The following is a 17,678-nucleotide window of genomic DNA, read 5'->3' on the forward strand; positions in this document are numbered from 1 at the left end:
GCGTGGCCTGGGCGTTGCGGGGTGCGACATCAGCGGTCAGGGTTGAGCCGGTGCACCGGGAGGTGTTCGCGGCCTGTGGCGTCGGTGGTGTCAGAGAGGTGAACGACGAGGTCGCCCAGGCCGGCCAGCGGTGACAGGTCGATGGTGCCCTTGCAGTTCCACAGCCTCAGCCGGGTGAGATGGGGGAGTTCCTTGAGGGCGGCCAGGCCGGAAGTCACCGTGCACTCGCGCAGGGTCAGTTCGGTCAGCTCCTGATGGCGCAGGAGGGAGCCGAAATCGAGGGCTGACTGGTTTTGGATGGTGAGCTTCCTGAGGTGGGGCGGATGGCTCAGGCGGCTCAGCTGCGCAGCCTGGGCGTCGCCCACGACCATGAGCAGGTCGAGCGAACCCCAGCGGTCCAGCCCGTCGAGGGTGATGTCCTGGCTGTTCCTGGTGAACACCAGGGCGGTGAGGCCGGGGCCTGCGGGGATGTCTCCGGCACGCGTGACATCGGCGGGAAAGCCCAGGGTCAGATGGCTCAGGGCAGGCATGTCCGCGAGGGGGGCGAGGGACATGCCGCTGGTGAGATCGTGGAGATAGAGGTGCTGCAGGCGCAGGCCGCGCAGGGGTTCGAGGTCCTGCACGTTCGTGCAGCGCATGATGACGAAGGTGGCCAGGCCGGGGAGCAGCGCCAGCGGCGACAGGTCGCGCAGTGATGGATCCGCGTCGACGAAGAGGTATTCGAGCCCGTCGCGCTGCGTGATCTCGGCGGGGAAGCCCCGAAACCCCTTCAGGGTGATGCGCCTGAGCTGGGGCAGCCGCGGAAGTTGGGCAAGCTGCGGTGCCGCGTTCACATTGACGTGGGCCTCGGGTGTGAGGGCGGACAGCACGTGGTCCGCGTACTCCCCGGCGTCGAAGGACGCCCAAGCCTCCCCCAGCTCACGGATCACCCCGGGGCGGGTGTCCGCACGGAACCGTGCGATCACCGCGAGGGCGGCGTCGCCTCCCACCAGGGCTGCCGTCTTCACGACCGCGCTCGCGGTGCGACTGTCCAGTCCCTCCGGGCCGGGAAGCAGCTCCAGGACGAGCTCACCTGCCTTGGCCAGCTGCTCGGCCTCCGCATCGGACCGGGGAGGCACCAGTTCGGCCGCCCGGTCTTGCACTTCCTGGCGCACCGCCGCGTCGAGTTCGGGTGCGTGTTCCAGGCTCGCCGTGGCAAGGAGCAGCAGGCGCTGCCGATGGCGTGGCGTCCGGTCCGCCCGGCGCAGCAACTGCCGCAGCAGCCGCGCGCGTTCGTCCACGCGGGCGTGTCCCATCGCCATGCGCACGACGTCGTCCCACTGGTCGTCGTGGGCGTTGCGGACCAGGACGCCGAAGTCACGGGCCTCGACCGCGGCCTTCGCGCCCAGGTAGTCCTGGAAGGTGCGGTGCACGAAGTCGATGTAGCCGGGGACCGGTTCACGCAGCAGGCCGCTGCGGATCAGCAGATGAGAGAAGACCTGGTCGGCATCGCCCTGCTCCCGTACCTGCGGCATGGCGGCCAGCCACTCGTCCAGCATCGCGACGGCGTCGTCGCGGGCCGCCTCCGCCTGGCCGTTGCGGATCATCCAGTACGCCAGTCGCTGGAGCAACGCCGTCTGCTCGTCCCGGGAGAGGGACACGCCCTCCACGGACGTGATCTCCCGCTCCGTGTCCCTGCGGACCAGCAGCATGTCCAGGGCCGCGTCGTACAACTCCTTGCGGGCGCGGGGAAGGTGCATGCGTCGGTCGCGGTTCAGGGCGCACAGCAGGGCGCACATCAGCGGGTTGGTCGCCAGCCGGCCCAGGTCCCTGCGCGTGGTCACGGCCTGGTTCAGGCTCGCCTCGTAGCGGTCCAGCGACTCGTGCTCGTCGTCCGCGGCACGCTGACGGCCGACCGCGTCGTGCCAGTGCCGGATGAACGCCCGGATGTCGTCCCGCTCCATCGGCAACAGCGTGTGCACGGTGAAGCCCTGTGCCGCCAGCCAGTCCTCCGGCACGGCGGACGGGCGTGTGGTCACCACGTACCGTGCCTGCGGAAACGCGGTGATGAGCGATTTCAACCACTGCTCGGTGCGGGTGCGCAGCCTCGGTGGTACCTCGTCGACACCGTCCACGAGCACCAGAGCCCTTCCGGTGCCGAGGAGTTCCTCAACCCACCCCTGTGGCGCACGCAACGGCACGCCCGCCGCCGTCAGGAAGTCCTCCGGCAGGGGCAGGCCCTCCAGGGTGTTGAAGGACCTCAGCCGCAGCACGAACGGCACGCAGCGGTTGAAGTCCGCCAGCTCCGGGCCGAAGCTCTGCCGTGCCGCGTTGAGCGCCAGCCACTGCACCAGGGTCGACTTCCCCGACCCGGCCGGTCCCCGCAGCACCACCCGGGCACAGCCGGAGAGGGCCTGCTCCGCGTGCACCGAGGTACGCGTGGTTCCTGCGTCCCCGAGCCCTTCGCGGTACGGCTCCTCGACATGGGCGCCCTCGTCATGCACCGTCAAGCTGATGTACGCGGTGTCCAGCGGCCATTCCGCACGGCGCCGGCTGCCCAGGGTGACCCCGAACAGCTCCAGGCGTGCGTGGGTGCCGGCGACGAAGTCCGCGTACCGCTGCTCGAAGCCGAGCGCGAGCTGCTCGGGCGTTCCCGTGACGGGCCGTTCCCGCAACAGGGCCCCTGTCCGCCGAGTGTGCTCCACCGCCGCTCGCGCCGCGAAAGCGGGATGGGCCGTGAGCTGTTCCACCAGGTGCGCGCAGCACAGCCGGAGCAGTTCCTGATACAGGTCGCGGGCCCGTTCCGCGAGGTCGGCCACGGGCCGGCGCAGTTCGCAGGCCAGGCGGTCGGGATCGAGGTCCGCCGCGAACAACCGGTCCGCGTCGAGGGGCCCCGCGGCGGCGAACGCGTCCTGGACCGCCGCCACCGCCGCCAGCCTCTCGTGCTCCGGCACCGACGCGTACGCGGAGGCGATGCGCTCACCGAGGACCCGCGCCAGCTTCTCCGGCCCCGCCGGCTTCGGCAACGGCCGTACCGGGTCCGCCACCAGACCCGCTCCCGGCTTCGGCGTCAGCACCGACTTCGCGACCGTCTGGGCCACCGTCGACGCCAGCCGGACGACCACCATCTCGAGCCCGTGCATCGCCCGACCTCTCCGTTGTCCGCAGTGGGCATCGTAGGCAGATGACCTGCCGTCGACGGGCGAGATCGCCCAGAAGACGAGGACTGCCGGGTTGGCCGGTGGTCCCCCTTACATCGGCTGCCCTCGCCCGCGCGCCACCCCGGGGCCGGGTCCCGCGTGACGCGCCGGCTCATGCGAATCGAGTCGAATCCGGGGACCCGCCCGTACGCACGGCCACCGGGCCCACCAGCCGGGCCTCACCGCGACGTGGCTGGGGCCTGGGAGAACGCACCTGGTCAGAGGCCTTGGGCGGGGTGTTGGTGCCCTTGGGCGCCGTGGCTGGTGTGGTGAGAATGCGGTAGGGGGGTGGTGCATCGAACCGGGTGCGCTCCACTCTGACCGTGACGGATGCCTGGAGCGCCGTACGACGGTTCTCTCGGGCCGCACTCGCGTGCCGGTGTGACCTGGCATGGCAGGACAGGAGTTGAGCAGTGTTCCGGACCCCATCCGTATCCCGTCACAGACGCCGGTTGCTGGCCCGGTCGTTCGCCGTGGCGGCGCTCTCCGTCGCCGTCGCGGTACCGGCCCGGACGGCTTCGGCTGCGCCGTCCGGTGCGTCGCGGGACACCGTGCGTCCGGCGTCACCGGTGGACGTGGCCGTGCCGCGCCTGGCCTACGACGACTCCAGTGTCACCCTCGTCTGGAAGCGCCCGGCCGCGGGCCCGGCGCCCGTCGACTACCACGTGTATGCGGACGGCCGGTTCGTCGGCGATGCGCAGCGCGACAACCGGACGGACGCCGCCCGGTTCATCGACCGGTTCTACGCCGACACCGACAACGCCGACCAGGTGAAGGTGGTCGAGCAGAACTTCACCGTACGCGGGCTCCGCCCGGACCACCGGTACGTCTTCACGGTACGGTCGGTCGACGCGCACGGCACCGAGTCGCCCGACAGCGCGACGGTCGTGCGGCGCACCACCCCGACCTCGCACGTGTTCGACGTGACGCGGTACGGCGCCAAGGGCGACGGCACGACCGACGACACCGCGGCGATCCAAAAGGCCATCGACGCGTGCGACAAGGGCGGCACCGTACTGCTGCCCGCCGGCACCTTCGTATCGGGCGCACTGTGGTTGAAGAGCGACATGACCTTCAAGGTGGGACAGGGGTCGACACTGCTCGGCAGCGCGAATCCCGACGCGTATCCCTACCACTTCCGGCTGTACGACTACTCCACCGACGAGCGCTATCACTCGCTGCTCAACGCACACACCTACGACTACGGCAGCCTGCACGACATCCGGATCGTCGGCCCGGGAACCATCGACGGCAACGGCTGGAAGCAGGCCGGACTGGACGAGGGATACTTCCCGGTCTCGGCGAAGTCCAGCAGCGACACCGTGCAGCAGAACGGAATCCTCGCCAAGGCCCAGGTCCAGCAGGCCGCAGAGGAGTACCACAACCCCGCGCCGTACCCGACCCGCTCCAACCTGATCACGATGCGCGGCGTCAACGGCGTCTACTACGGGGACTTCCGGGCGGTGAACCCGTCGAACCACACGCTCGTCAACGTGCGCAGCGACGACGTCACCGTCAACGACGTCAAGCTGCTCACCTACGACGTCAACAACGCTGACGGCATCGAGTTCAACCAGGGCGACGGCCTGACCGTCATCAACAGCGTCTTCGACACCGGCGACGACGCGATGAACTTCGCCGCCGGCCTCGGCGCGGCCAGCGGGAACGAGCCGCCGACACGGAACGCCTGGATCGCCGACAACTACTTCCGGCACGGTCACGGCGCGGTCGTCGTCGGCAGCCACACCGGCTCCTGGATCGAGAACATCCTCGCCGAGCAGAACGTCGTGGACGGCACGGACATCGGCCTGCGGATGAAGACCGTGCCCACCAACGGGGGCGGTGGTCGCCATGTCGTGTTCCGCGACACCGCGATGAAGGACCTCGCCAAACAGGGATTCATCTTCACGTCCGCCTACAACGACCCCGGCGCCGCGATCACCGTCGAGCCGGCGCGGGACAAGGCGCAGTTCCACGACGTCACCGTGGCGAACGTGACCGTGGACGGGACGGCCGGCGACGCGATCCAGGTGAGCGGCGTCGCGGACCGGCCGCACACCCGCCTGCACTTCGACCACGTGACCTTCCGGAACACCGGGACGGCCGAACTCGACCACCTCACCGACAGTTCCTTCGACGACGTGAGCATCGCCGGCCCGGCCGACCCCTGGAAGATCCAGCACTCGTCCGGGCTGACCTTCACCGGGGCCGGCACGACGAACCGGACCACCGCCGACGCCGCCGCGGCGCCCTCCTGGGGTTCCGGAGCCGCCCTCACGACGTCGTCCGGCGACACGACCGTCACCGTCTCGTGGCCCGCGGCCCAGGACGGCGTGGGCGTGGCCGGCTACGACGTCCTCGTCGGCGGGCATGTCGCGAAGAGCGTCGACGGCGCCACCACGACCACCACGATCGACGGCCTCGCGCCCGCGCTGACGTACCAGGTCGCCGTGGCGGCCAGGGACGCCACGGGCAACACCACGACCGGCCCGCGCGCGCAGGCGCACACCGGCGGAACGCCCGACACGACCGCCCCGCAGGTGCCCGCGGCGCCGGACGCCGTCGTGGTCGACGATGCGAGTGCCGGCGCCACCTGGGGACGGGTGACGTGGCAGGGCGCGACGGACGACCACGGCCTCGACCACTACGTCGTGCTCCTCGACGGCAAGTCGATGGGCTCGGCGCCCGGCACCGACACGTCCTTCATGCTGACCGGGCTGACGCCCGCGACACCGCACACGGTCGGCCTGGAAGCCGTCGACGCGAGCGGCAACGTGACCGCCTACCCGGCGACGGCCACGCTCACGACCGGACCGGGCTACGACGGCGCCGTGCCGTCCTGGCCCGCGCACAGCCGGCTGCGGCTCTCCGCAGTCACGGGCACCAGCGCGACGCTGACGTGGCCGGCCGCGGGTGACGACCAGCGCGTCGCCGGCTACCGCGTGCTGGTGGACGGCCGCATCGTCGGTGGCGGCCCCTTCACGCCGATCGACACGGCCGCGACGACGACCGGGACCACCTACACGCTCACCGGCCTGCAACCGGGGCATCGCTACACCGTCGTCGTGGAAGCGGGCGACGCCACGGGCAAGTGGACCGGAGACGGTCCCACCAGCGTCATCCGGACTCCGCGCCCGTCATCGTCTTTGACGACTCATGGTCTTTGAGGACGCACGGTCTTTGAGGACGCACGGTCTTTGAGGACCCACGGTCTTTGACGACGTCGGCCGCCGGCGGCAGGCTGCGGGCCATGGCCATGCCGAGAAGCCGGGCGACTGCGCTGGTGGTGTCCGTGGTGTATGTGGTGTCCGTGGTGGGGTTGCTCGCCGGGTGCGGTCGTGGGACAGGGGATCATCCCGCGTCGCCGTCGCCGTCGCCGTCGCCGTCGCCGTCGCCGCCGTCGTCCGTGGCGTCCTCGCCGGCGGCGGCGACGGATCGTGCCGCCGCTGCCGGGCTGGCCGCGATCGAGCACCGGCACCACGCCCGACTTGGTGTCTACGCCATGGACACCGGGACGGGGCAGACGGTGTCTTACCGTCCCGATGAGCGGTTCGCCCACTGCTCCGTGTTCAAGGCGCTGGAGGGCGGGGTGCTGTTTCGACGAGAGTCGGATGCGGGACTCGCTCACCTTCTGCACTACAGCGCGGCCGACATGGAGGAGTACTCCCCGATCACGCGTCAGCACATGGGCACGGGCATGACCGAGCGCCAACTCGTCGCGGCCGCCATGGACTACAGCGACAACACGGCGGCCAACGTGCTCCTCCACCGGTTGGGCGGTCCGCACGGCCTGCAATCGGCGCTCCGTGCCCTGGGTGACCGGACCACCCACAACGACCGACCCGAACCCGGGGTCAACGAGGCGGAGCCGGGTGACGTCCGCGACACCAGCACCCCGCGCGCCCTGGCGACCGATCTGCGCCGGTTCGCGTTGGGCAGCGTCCTGCGCCCGGACCGGCGAGAGGAGTACACCGCCCTGCTGAAGAAGAACACCACAGGCGGCCCCTTCATCCGTGCCGGCGTCCCGCAGGGCTGGACCGTGGGGGACAAGACCGGCAACGGCTGGTACGGCACCCGCAACGACATCGCAGTCCTGTGGCCACCGAAGGGCGCCCCGATCGTCCTCGCCGTCCTTTCGGACCGCGGCAGGAAGGACGCCCGCTCGGACGACACCCTGATCGCGGACGCGACCCGGGCCGTGGTGGAAGGGCTGCGCCCTTGAGGTGACTCAAGGGGGTTCCGGGTCGCGTCGCGCCGTCGTCGGGGAGTTCTACGGGGTCACGGGAGCGGGCGGTGGCGTGCCGTTGCGGCCACCTCAGCGCGTCACAGTGTCGCGGTCGTCCCCTCGCCGGAGGAGCTGCCTGCGAGCCACTGGTCCCATTCCAGGTTGAAGTCGGCGTAGCCGTTGTCGGCCGATGCCTTGGCACGGGGTGAGCCGGTGATGGTGACGGGGTCGCCCTGCTTGACCTGGCCGTAGAACCACTTGGCGTCCGCCATGGACAGGTGGACGCAGCCGTGCGAGCCGCGGGCGCTGCCGCTGCCTGGATTCGGGTCGCCGGTCGAGTAGTGCACGTATGTCCCGGACTGGGTGAGGTGGACGTCCCAGGGCAGTGTCAGGTCGTAGTAGTTGGGACTGCCCTTGTCGCAGCTGATACCGACGCTACAGGAGGTCATGTGAACCTTCTCCTGCTTGTCGATGACGGCCATCGTGCCGTTCCACGTCGGATACTGGGCGCTGCCCGCGTTGATCGACAGGGTGCGCACCAGCTTGCCGTTGCGGGTCACCTTCATGGTGTGGCCGGTCACCGAGACATCCGCGCGCACATCGTCACCGATCTTGAAGGTGTGCGTGTAACCGTGCACGCCGTAGCGTCCGTTGCCGTTGCTGACGCCTGTCAGGTCGGCGTCGATCTTCACCGTCGTACCGGAGGGCCAGAACGTCTTCGGGCGCCAGTCGGCGCGCTTGTCGCCGAACCAGTGCCAGGAGCCGGACACCGGCTGCGAGGCGCTCACCTTCATGTGCTTCTCGACCGTGGCCCGCGCCTTCGCCGCCACCGGGTTCGTGAACACCACCGAGATCGGCATGGCGACACCAACGGTCGTTCCGGTCTGCGGCGTGATGGTCTCCAGCAACATCGGCGGACCCGCCGGCTTCGTCGGCGACGGCGAGGCATGCGTGCTCGGCTTGCCCGACGCCTTCGCGTCGTCCCCGTTCGCGTTGTCACCGCTGCTTCCACCGCAAGCACTCACACCCACCAGCATCACACCCGTGACGAGTGCGATCCCTATGCCGCCCTTGCGCCGTCCCACGACCTGCCCCGCTCTCTCATTCCACGGCCCTGATGGGCCCCGGCCCACTGTCAGACAGTGAGGGCGGGGTCCGTGGTTGCGTGCCGCGCGTAAAACGTGACCAAAGACTCGCTGCGCTGCGCTCACGCCCCGCCTTCGGCCCGGTGGCGTGGGCGGGCACTCCGGGCCGGGTGGCCGGCCGGCTCGCGGCAACGGTGGTTAGCCTGGGGTCCGTCAGCGAAGATCGCAGAAGGACGGGAGCACATGGCGGACATCGTGGAGACAGCGGCACGGAAGGTCTTCGAGCGTTACGACATCGATGGGGACGGTCTGGTCACCGCGGACGAGTACCGCAAGGTCGTGGCGGAACTCGAGGGTTCCGAGATCAGCGAGTCGGAGGCGCAGGAGCTGATCGACTCGATCGACACCGATGGTGACCGCCAGATGTCCTTCGAGGAGTTCTGGGCGGCCATGAACCGCTGACGCAGCCGGGCCCGGCACGGCGTGCTGGGCCCGCCCCGGCCCACCCACCGACCACCTGCCCAGCGGCGCCAGGGCATGAGCCGCGTTGGAGGCGAGAAGGGTGACCACGCCGGCGACCTCGCCGGACTCGCCCAGCCGGCCGAGCGCCGTCGGACCGGCGACCTGCTCGACGAGGCCGGGCACGTCGAGAACGGCTCCGTTGGCCACCGACACGCGGACGCATGACCGGTGGGAGCCGCCACGGTGTCCCGAGCGTGCCGGTACGTCATCTGATCGGTGGCTTCTTCGTTCAACTGCCGGCCGGGATCTAGCGAGGGAGTCGTTGGGGGGGCCGGCAGATCCGTCGGCCCGCCGGGGCAGGTCTCGCGGAGTTCCTCCACCGTGTTGTGGACACGCTCTGCCAAGTTGGCATCGCCATGGCGGCGGCCGGGTGGCGGCAGCGACACCCGACGTGGGCGCCCAGGGAGGGCGAGAATGCCGTTGTCATGTCCCGAATAGGTCAGGGGAGAACATGCGAAGACTTCGCAACCACGGCTTGGCGCTCGCCGCGCTGCTGGGCTTCTCGTGGGCAGCGGTGCCCGTGCAGCAGGCGGAGGCGGCCGGTACGGTGACGTACGCCGGTACGGTGACGTACAAGGTGTGGCACTGGAACATCGCCGGTGACGCGATCAACTACGGCTCCACCACCAACGGCCTCGTCGACGCGATCCTGGGTTCGCTGAGCGCCCGGAACCCGGACTTCATCTCCCTGAACGAGGTCTGTCCCGACCAGTACCATGCGATCTTGGTGGGGCTACAGGCCGCCGGCTGGCCGCAGAGCTCGACCAACTTCGCCCGGTTCGAGCCCATGCCGGACGTGGACACCCGCCTGTGCGGCTCTGACCCCGGCCCGAACCAGCAGCCCTACGGCGTCGCCCTGTTCAGCCGGTTCGCGCCGACCGGTACCGACCGGATCACCCTGCCCTCGGACGGGGACAAGGACCGCAAGCTGCTGTGCGTCTCCATCGCGACCCAGCCAGGCGACCCCTCGTTCTGCACCACGCACATCACCTTCGACGACGCGGTCAAGCAGGCGCAGCTCGACGCCGTGCGCGCCGAAACGGACACGATCACCGCGACGGGCGGCACGGTGATCGCCGCCGGTGACTTCAACACCCAGCCCAACGACCCGCTGCTCGACAACTGGTACTCGCCGAACGTCAACTCCTCGAACAACGGCAACAACACGGGAACGTATCGCGAGTTCGACGACCAGGACCCGATCTGCCCCGGCTACGGCGAGCAGACCACCGAGGGCTCCCTGGCGGGCGCGTGCGGGCAGCCGGCCAAGGTCGACCAGATCTTCGCCCCCGAGCGCAAGCTGGTCTCCTACACGCAGGACGCCCACCCGATCGCCACGGACCGCTGCAAGAACCGCAACGGCGTGTACGTCCCCTGCTCCGACCACCGCATCCTCGACGCGACGGTGACGCTCACGACGCCGTAGGCGGCCGCCCGGCACCGATCACGCAGCGGCCGGAGCCCGAGGCTGCCGCCCACCCAGCACGAGGGCACCCGCAGCGGCCGTCGCCCCGCACCGTGGTGGGCGGGGCGCCCACTGCCGGGATCAGGCCGGGTCAGGTGAGGTACTCGGCGACGAGTTCGGCGAACTCCTCAGGGGTGAGCACCTTCACGCCGAGCTTCTCCGCCTTGGCTGCCTTGCCGCTGAGTTTGCCGCCCGCGGCGGGCGCCGCGACGAGGTACGCCGTCTCGGCGGTGACGTTGTCGCTGGCCTTTCCGCCTGCACGCTCGATGAGGTCCTTCACACCACTGCGGCTGAGGTCGGCGAGCGGGCCCGCCATCTTGCCCGTGACCACGACTTTCATCGGCCGGCCGGCGTCGCCGACCAGCGGCCCCTCACCGGCCGCCTCGTCGACCGGCTCGGTCATGGCGGCGCCGGCGGCGACCATCTTGTCGATGACCGGCGCGAGTTCGGCGATCTGCGCGACGATGCCCGGGGCCTTCTCCGCGCCGATGCCCTCGACTTCCTGCATGGCCTCCGCGTCCGCGGCCCGGACGGCTTCCATGGTGCGGAAGTGCGCGGCGATCCGCTGGGAGAGACGGCGCCCGGTGTTGCGGATGCCCAGCGCGCACAACTGCCGGCTGAGCGGCTTGGCCTTGGCGGCCTGGATCTGCTCGACCAGCTTGGTGCCCCGCTTGTCGCTTCCGGCCGCCTCGGACAGGGTCGCCAGGTCGAGGGCGTACAGGTCGGCGATGTCGGTGACGGCACCGGAGTCGACGAGCGCGTTGACATACGTCTTGCCCAGACCGTCGATGTCGAGGCAGTCACGCTGCGCCGCGTAGGCGATGAGCGCGGGCAGCCGGCAGGCGGCACCCTTGACGCAACGCCACCGTTCCTGGCTCTTGTCGATGTCGCTGCCGCAGTTCGGGCACGCTTCGGGCAACGGCACCTCGAGGGCGCCCGTGGGGCGCAACGTGACCACGGCCGCCTGGACGCGGGGGATGATGTCGCCCGCCTTGTACACGGTGACCGTGTCGCCGATGTGCAGGTCGCGGCGCCGGATGTCGGCCGGGTTGTGCAGGCTGGCGTACTCGACGGTGCTGCCGTCGATCTCGACGGGCGCCAGCCGTGCGCGGGGCGCGATCACTCCGGTGCGGCCCACGTTCCACTCGACGTCCAGGAGCACCGTGGTCCGCTCGACCGCGGGCAGCTTGTAGGCGATCGCCCAGTGCGGGAAGCGCGAGCCGGACCCGGCCGCCTGCTGCTCGGCGGCACTGTTCGCCTTGATGACCACGCCGTCGATGCCGAAGGGCAGCTCAGGCCGGAGCGCCTGGATCTCCTCGATGCGCTGCTGCGCCTGCTCGACCGTGGACACGTGCTGGATCGCGGCCTGGTTCTCCCGCGTGGTCTGCACCCCGGCCTTCGAGACCAGGGCCAGCACCTCGGCATGCGACGCCCCTTCGGGCAGGAACGCTTCGCCGTCCAGGTTGACGGCGCCGTAGGCCCAGAACGTCATGGACAACCGGTAGGGCCGGTCCTTGGCGCGCAGCGTGCAGGACGTGCCGTTGCGCGGATTGCGGAACACCGTGGCACCGTGCTGGATGCGGATCTCGTTGGCGCGCTCGAACTGGGCCTGCGTGAACAGTGCTTCGCCGCGCACCTCGAAGGTGTCCGCCGCATCGAGCTGCTCCGGCAGGCCGATGATGGTGCCGATCACATGGCTGACGTCCTCGCCGGACCGGCCGTCACCGCGGGTGACGATCTGGACCAGGCGCCCCTCGCGGTAGCGGGCGGCGATCGCCGCGCCGTCCAGCTTGGGCTCCACCGTGAAGCCGCCCTCAACCGGACGACCCAGGCGCCGCTGAAGCCCCTCGCCCCACGCCACCAACTGCTCGGCGGAGAAGACGTTGTCCAGCGACAGCATCGGCACCGTGTGCGCGACATCGCCGACCGGGGCGGCCCCGGCCGCGACCTGGTGGGTCGGGGAGTCCGTCGCCACCTCGGCCGGGTGGGCCTGCTCGTATGCGGCGATCGCGAGCAGCAACTGATCGTAGGTGGCGTCGTCCATCGCGCTCTCGGTCGCAAAGTCTCCGTCGCCGCCGTAGTACGCCTGGGCGGCCTCCCGCACGCGGACGATGGCGTCCCGGTACTGGGCAGGGGTGGTCAACGCCTCAACGGCGAGAGAAGTCGTCATGCAGGTCATCCTCCCCCAGGGGTCTGACAATCCCGGGGAAGCGCCCGCCCGGGCCCGGAGCAGCCCCGCTTGCCCCGGCCTCTCCACCGGCTTCCTGCCTTGAGACGGGGTCACTCGGGAGCGCCCGGGTCACACGTCGCGGCAGGTTCGAGAGGCAGCGGCACAGCAGGGCCGGACGCGCCGAGCGTACGTCTCACCGGGCAGGCGGGCTTGGCAAGTGAGGCGGCGAAGGCCGCAGCGTCGGTCAGGGCCGGAGGCTCAATGTCCCTGACGAACCATGGAGTTGCACAGTCACGATCTTCGTGGAACTCGCTCACTGCCGCCAGGAACGACGCCCGCAAGCGGACAGTCGGATCGATCAGCTCGGCCATCTCGACATGATGCCGTTCCGCGTTCCGTGGTTCCCAGCCGCTTTTCAGCTTACGGACGCTTTTCAGTTCACAGCTGCTCTCCAGACTCCCGCGGGTTTGTTGGCGGCGTAGTGGATGATCCGCCACACCGGAGTGCCCGCCGGGGTGCCACAGGCACTCGTGAAGGAGGGGTCCACCGAGTCGGCTGCGCCCGCACAACCTCCACGTCGTCTCGGGAGTCACATGCAGAGGCTCTGTATCCACTGCCGACGGCAGCGGGGCCTCCAGGGCACCCGCCGGAACCCGCCGAGAACCGCCGGAACCGCCCAGGACCTACCGAGGAGATGGATTGTTCAGAACCGTCGTGAGCGCCGCGGTCGTCACCGCCGTTGCCGCCCTCACGCTCGCCCCCCTGCCCGTCGCCGCAGCGCCGTTCCACGGCGCGAACACGGCCGCCGTTCAGGACGACTTCAACGGTGACGGCTACCGCGACGTGGCCGTGGGCGCGCCCGGCGCTGCCAACGGCAGCGTGCCGTACGCCGGGTCCGTGGTCGTGCTGTACGGCTCGGCCTCGTCGGTGGGCACGGCCCGCCGTACCGTCGTCACCCAGGCCAGCACGGGCGTGCCCGGCGACCCGGAGGACGGGGACCGGTTCGGAGCCGCGGTGGCGGCGGCCGACCTGGACCGCGACGGGTACGCGGACCTGCTGGTCGGCGCCCCGGGTGAGAGCGTCGGAACCGAGCCGGCCAGAGGGTCGGTCACCGTGGTCTGGGGCGGGCCCGCTGGACTGGCCGGCGGGGTGAACCTCTCCCCGCCGGCGGGATACAGCGAAGGTCGTGTCATCTGCGGATTCGGCCTGGCGCTGGCCACCGGCGACATGACCGGCGACGGAGCCGCCGAGGTGAGCGTCGGCTCGCGCTGCGACGGCGTCTCGTACACCGGCCCCTTCACGCGGTCAGGCCAGGCCGCCGGCTCCTATCGCGAGTGGCGGCTCGGCACCATGCGTAGCGTGGTGATGGGCGACGTCGACGGTGACGGACTGGCCGAACGGTTCTGGCTCGCGGGACCGACCGACGGCGACGTCCGCGGCCCGGTGCACGTCGACCAGGGCCCACCGGTCACCACCGATCCCACCGAGAACGCGCCGCTGGACCTGCCCTACGCGGACGGCTACAACGGCCAGATCGGTGACATCGACGCAGACGGATACGGCGACCTGGTCACCGGCATCAGCAACGACGACTACCTCAGCGGCACCACGGGCGCTGCGCACCGCGGCGGCGAGATCCAGGTGCTCTACGGCGGCCCGGACGGCATCACCGCGGACCAGCACCCGCAGGTCTTCCACCAGGACACCGCCGGTGTCCCCGGCAGCGCGGAGGACTCCGACCAGTTCGGAAATGCCCTCAGCGTCGCCGACACGGACGCCGACGGGTATGCCGACGTGCTGATCGGCGTCCCCGGCGAGTCCATCGGCTCGATCTTCGCGGCGGGCAACATCCTCCTGCTGCACGGTTCGGCAGCGGGCCTGACCACCGCGGGCGCCACAGGCTATTCCCAGAACAGCACGGACGTGCCCGGCGCGGCGGAGGGCAACGACGACTTCGGCTTGGCCGTCCACCTCGCTGACGTCGACGGGGATCGCCATCCGGACCTGGTCGTGGGCGTGCCAGGTGAGAACGGCGAGGGGTGCGTGTGGGTCGCCCGCGGCACAGCCACCGGCCCGGTGCCCGCTGGTTCGGCCAATCTCTGCGGCCAGAGGGCCGGAATCACCGTCAGCGAGGGTGTCCCGGGGCAGTTCGGCGCGGCGCTGGACGACCCGCACACGGCTCTGTGAGCCTTCTCCAGACGAACCCCTCCACAGTGTGGCGCCCCCGGTACTCCTGCCACACACTGCGCCGGCCCGGGGGTAGAGGTCCCCTTCCCCTTTCACGACCAGGCCCTCGACCCCGACCGACGTCCACTCCAGCCAGCAGCGAGCGACCTCCGGGTCGGTCGCGGCCGGGCACAGCGTCCACGAGGCACCCAGCCACTGCCGGCCGAACAGCTCCTCCAGCAAGGTGCGCCGCTCCCGATACGGTCGGCTCCGCGAACTGCCGTGTGCGGTGTGCACAAGCTCGAAGGCCACGAAGTGCGCCGGGACCAGGGCGGGCAGGCGGGCAGGCGGCCGAGGGAGCATCCCATGCTCGCGATCGGTCAGGCACCGGAACCCGTCCCACTTCATCTCGGCGGCCCACCCCGGACGCAGCCCCCAGAGGGCTGGCCATCGGGACGGCTGGCATCGGCTCGGACGGCAGTAGGAGAGATTCCTCGAGGGGCATGTCGTGCGGCGCTCGGGTGCTGCGCCCTACGCGGAGCGTCGCCGTCGGAGTCCGCAGGCCTTCTTCGACTCCTACACCAGCGGTGGCAGCCGCAGGCGCGAAGGCGCCGGCGGCGCCAGGCGGCCACCACGGGCGGGATCACAGTGGAGACGAGGGCCCGGTTCCGCTACACCGCGCCGATCGGCACGACCGACGACGGACGGTTCCGCCGCCTCACTGTGCACCCGCCTCCGGAGTACGCACAGCGCCTGTTCGATGCCCGCAACCAGGGCGCCAACGACCAGCAGATGCGCCAGATCATCGCGAAAGGATTCAACGAATCTACCTCCAAGATGGCGGTGTCCGCGCTGTGGGACTGTCAGACGTACCCATCAACGACATTGATTATCTGGATCTCGACTACTAATTGCTGCCTGTTTGTAACAGGCAGCAATTATCCGAGACCGGAATCTGCTGTCGCTTGTCTTCGCATTCGGTCTTGGCGAGCACGCCGTCGTTACTGTGTCTGCGGGTGTCAGGCTGAAGGGTGTGCGGGCGTGTTGTGTTTTTGTGGCATAATTGTTGGCTGCCGCTGACTCGATGAGAGTATTTGTTTTTCCTTGTGTGGTGTGATTTGGGCGATTTCCTGGGCTGGAATTTGTATAGCGGCCGGCATGCGGGCCGCTATGATCCTTTGGAGTGATGTGTGTGTTGGCCCAGGCGAGCAGATTCCGGCGCTGGGTAAAGATGCTGTTGCGATGAATGGCCCCGTAGAAGTCGCGACGTGCCATAGCCGGCTCAGCTCCCGTTAGCCAGCCCAGACTCGCCTTCCGGATGGGCTTGGAAGCGGGTCAGGATCTGGGTCCGGGCCTCCCCGGACGGTGATCTGTCCAAGAGCGCACGGGACGGATGTGTACCAAGAGCGGGAGGTGTCTGGGTCTGCGCCTCGATCTGTATGTGATCGCTCTGGATGCCTGACCGGTCACCCGCGCAAGGCGCTGGTCGCGAGACACCCCGGGCCCTTGGTGGGGACCGAACTCAAGGGCAGGCCATGGCAAGGGCCAAAAGACGAGACCTGTCGGTGGCCTTCGAGGGCTACTTCTGCAGGAAAGACTGCAACATGGCCGTCACTTCCTGCGGCTTCTCCTCCGTCACGAAGTGTCCTGAATTATGCAGGACTTGTCCCTGGACGTTCACGGCGTAGTCACGCCATTGTTCGGCGACCACTTCGTCAAGGGAATCCTGGCCGCCGACGGCAAGGATGGGCATCTTCAGTTTGCCCCGAGCCGAGAATTCCTTAGTGTCTCGAATGTTGGTATGGAGCTGCCGGTATACATTCATCCAGGCCGTCGTACGGCCGGGCTCCTTCAGATAGTGGGCGTAGAAGTCGTAGTCCGATGCCGTGAACGGCGACTTGTTGCCTACCAGGTACTCAGTGATCATGTCTTCGATGAAGACACGCTCATGACCGGCGATGAGGTGTTCAGCGAGAGACATCTGAAACATTCCGTAGTGCCATACTGCGGGCTTGTCCGGGTCAGCGTTGAGAACGGGGAAGTTATAGACGTTGTCATCCGGGATGGGGCCTTCCATCACAGCCATGCTCACCACCTCTGACGGCCATTGTGCCGCGTAGGCGTAGGCGACCCATATACCTATATCGTGGGCGACTACCTGGACGCCGTTGTTGAGTCCCAGCTGCACCAGTAGCTGATGCACATCCTTCGCCAACTGTGCTGCGTGGTAACCAGTCGACGTAACCTGGGAGTTGCCAGTGCCACGCAGGTCTACGGCGATCACGGTGTGAGTCTTGGACAGTGGGACCATCTGCTGCCGCCACTCGACCCATGACTGTGGGAACCCGTGGATCATTACCACAGGTGAACCTTCGCCACCCCGCATGTAGTGCATACGAAAGCCGTTCACTTCCGCGTACATGGATTGAAAACCGTCGGGTGGTTGCGATTGCGAATAGGAGGGCGGTGACGGCGCCGTCGCTGAGTCGTGCTCGTCACTCTTGCCCCGCGATTCCGAACTCGAAGTCGTGGAGGCCATCAGGGAAGAGACGAGGGCGTAGAGCTCGTTGACCTTTCCGATTCCGATTCCCATGGTTTCACCTACCCGAAGTCGGTATCTCGCTGTGCGTCCCCAGACGGGTCAGTACGGTGAAGCGACCCACCTCGGTCATCTCACTTCCCATGCTAAGCGCCCAAGAGGAGTAATCTCTTCCCTCCGGATCTCGGGTAGCTACCGTCGTGTCCGTCTTTTCGGGGTAGGCGGCGGGTGCGAAAGGCTCGGCGATGCGGCCACACTGCAAGCTCCTTCGGCGTACGCGGCGGTGTGCAGGTGGGCGAGTCCGACGCCGGCGGGTTCTTGCACCCG

General features: G+C 69.1%; 11 protein-coding genes and 1 pseudogene. 7 read left to right on the top strand and 5 right to left on the bottom strand.

Annotated features, from left to right (window positions below):
* Positions 1-29 precede the first annotated feature (29 nt).
* Positions 30-3,122 carry an NACHT domain-containing protein gene (locus tag NQO67_RS04520; RefSeq protein WP_255946586.1) on the bottom strand — a complete coding sequence of 1,031 codons (3,093 nt, stop codon included), beginning with the start codon at positions 3,120-3,122 and terminating at the stop codon, positions 30-32.
* Positions 3,123-3,592: 470 nt separating this feature from the next.
* On the opposite strand from NQO67_RS04520, the gene NQO67_RS04525 reads away from it, so the two are divergent.
* Positions 3,593-6,346, top strand: coding sequence for a fibronectin type III domain-containing protein (locus tag NQO67_RS04525; protein WP_255946597.1), 2,754 nt, complete (start codon positions 3,593-3,595; stop codon positions 6,344-6,346).
* Between the two features lie 83 nt (positions 6,347-6,429).
* Positions 6,430-7,401 carry a class A beta-lactamase gene (gene bla, locus NQO67_RS04530; RefSeq protein WP_255946599.1) on the top strand — a complete coding sequence of 324 codons (972 nt, stop codon included), beginning with the start codon at positions 6,430-6,432 and terminating at the stop codon, positions 7,399-7,401.
* Between the two features lie 101 nt (positions 7,402-7,502).
* Here the strand turns inward: bla and NQO67_RS04535 are convergent, their stop codons facing one another.
* Positions 7,503-8,441: a L,D-transpeptidase gene (locus tag NQO67_RS04535; RefSeq protein ID WP_255946782.1), complete on the bottom strand. Its 939-nt coding sequence runs from the start codon at positions 8,439-8,441 to the stop codon at positions 7,503-7,505.
* A 291-nt stretch (positions 8,442-8,732) separates the two neighbouring features.
* On the opposite strand from NQO67_RS04535, the gene NQO67_RS04540 reads away from it, so the two are divergent.
* From NQO67_RS04540 to NQO67_RS04550, 3 genes are all read left to right on the top strand, one after another.
* Positions 8,733-8,951 carry an EF-hand domain-containing protein gene (locus tag NQO67_RS04540; RefSeq protein WP_255946601.1) on the top strand — a complete coding sequence of 73 codons (219 nt, stop codon included), beginning with the start codon at positions 8,733-8,735 and terminating at the stop codon, positions 8,949-8,951.
* Between the two features lie 75 nt (positions 8,952-9,026).
* Positions 9,027-9,176 carry a hypothetical protein gene (locus NQO67_RS04545; RefSeq protein ID WP_255946603.1) on the top strand — a complete coding sequence of 50 codons (150 nt, stop codon included), beginning with the start codon at positions 9,027-9,029 and terminating at the stop codon, positions 9,174-9,176.
* 286 nt (positions 9,177-9,462) lie between these two features.
* Positions 9,463-10,437 (top strand): endonuclease/exonuclease/phosphatase family protein, encoded by a 975-nt coding sequence (locus NQO67_RS04550; RefSeq protein ID WP_255946616.1) that lies wholly within the window; start codon positions 9,463-9,465, stop codon positions 10,435-10,437.
* 130 nt (positions 10,438-10,567) lie between these two features.
* Here the strand turns inward: NQO67_RS04550 and ligA are convergent, their stop codons facing one another.
* Both ligA and NQO67_RS04560 read right to left on the bottom strand, forming a co-directional pair.
* Complete coding sequence (gene ligA / locus NQO67_RS04555) at positions 10,568-12,646, bottom strand: NAD-dependent DNA ligase LigA (RefSeq protein WP_255946619.1); 2,079 nt, start codon at positions 12,644-12,646, stop codon at positions 10,568-10,570.
* Between the two features lie 110 nt (positions 12,647-12,756).
* A complete protein-coding gene (locus NQO67_RS04560; protein WP_255946621.1) occupies positions 12,757-13,017 on the bottom strand; it encodes a hypothetical protein in 261 nt (86 codons plus the stop codon).
* A gap of 328 nt (positions 13,018-13,345) precedes the next feature.
* Between NQO67_RS04560 and NQO67_RS04565 the strand changes: the two genes are divergently transcribed.
* Positions 13,346-14,833: an FG-GAP and VCBS repeat-containing protein gene (locus NQO67_RS04565; RefSeq protein WP_255946623.1), complete on the top strand. Its 1,488-nt coding sequence runs from the start codon at positions 13,346-13,348 to the stop codon at positions 14,831-14,833.
* A gap of 564 nt (positions 14,834-15,397) precedes the next feature.
* Positions 15,398-15,723 (top strand): annotated as a pseudogene (gene tpg / locus NQO67_RS04570) (telomere-protecting terminal protein Tpg); the annotation flags it as partial.
* Positions 15,724-16,391: 668 nt separating this feature from the next.
* Here tpg and NQO67_RS04575 read toward each other — a convergent pair.
* Positions 16,392-17,405 carry an alpha/beta fold hydrolase gene (locus NQO67_RS04575; RefSeq protein ID WP_255946625.1) on the bottom strand — a complete coding sequence of 338 codons (1,014 nt, stop codon included), beginning with the start codon at positions 17,403-17,405 and terminating at the stop codon, positions 16,392-16,394.
* Between the last annotated feature and the right edge of the window lie 273 nt (positions 17,406-17,678).

Origin of the sequence: Streptomyces odontomachi (genome assembly GCF_024435355.1) — a bacterium.
GTDB classification, from domain to species: Bacteria; Actinomycetota; Actinomycetes; order Streptomycetales; family Streptomycetaceae; genus Streptomyces; species Streptomyces odontomachi.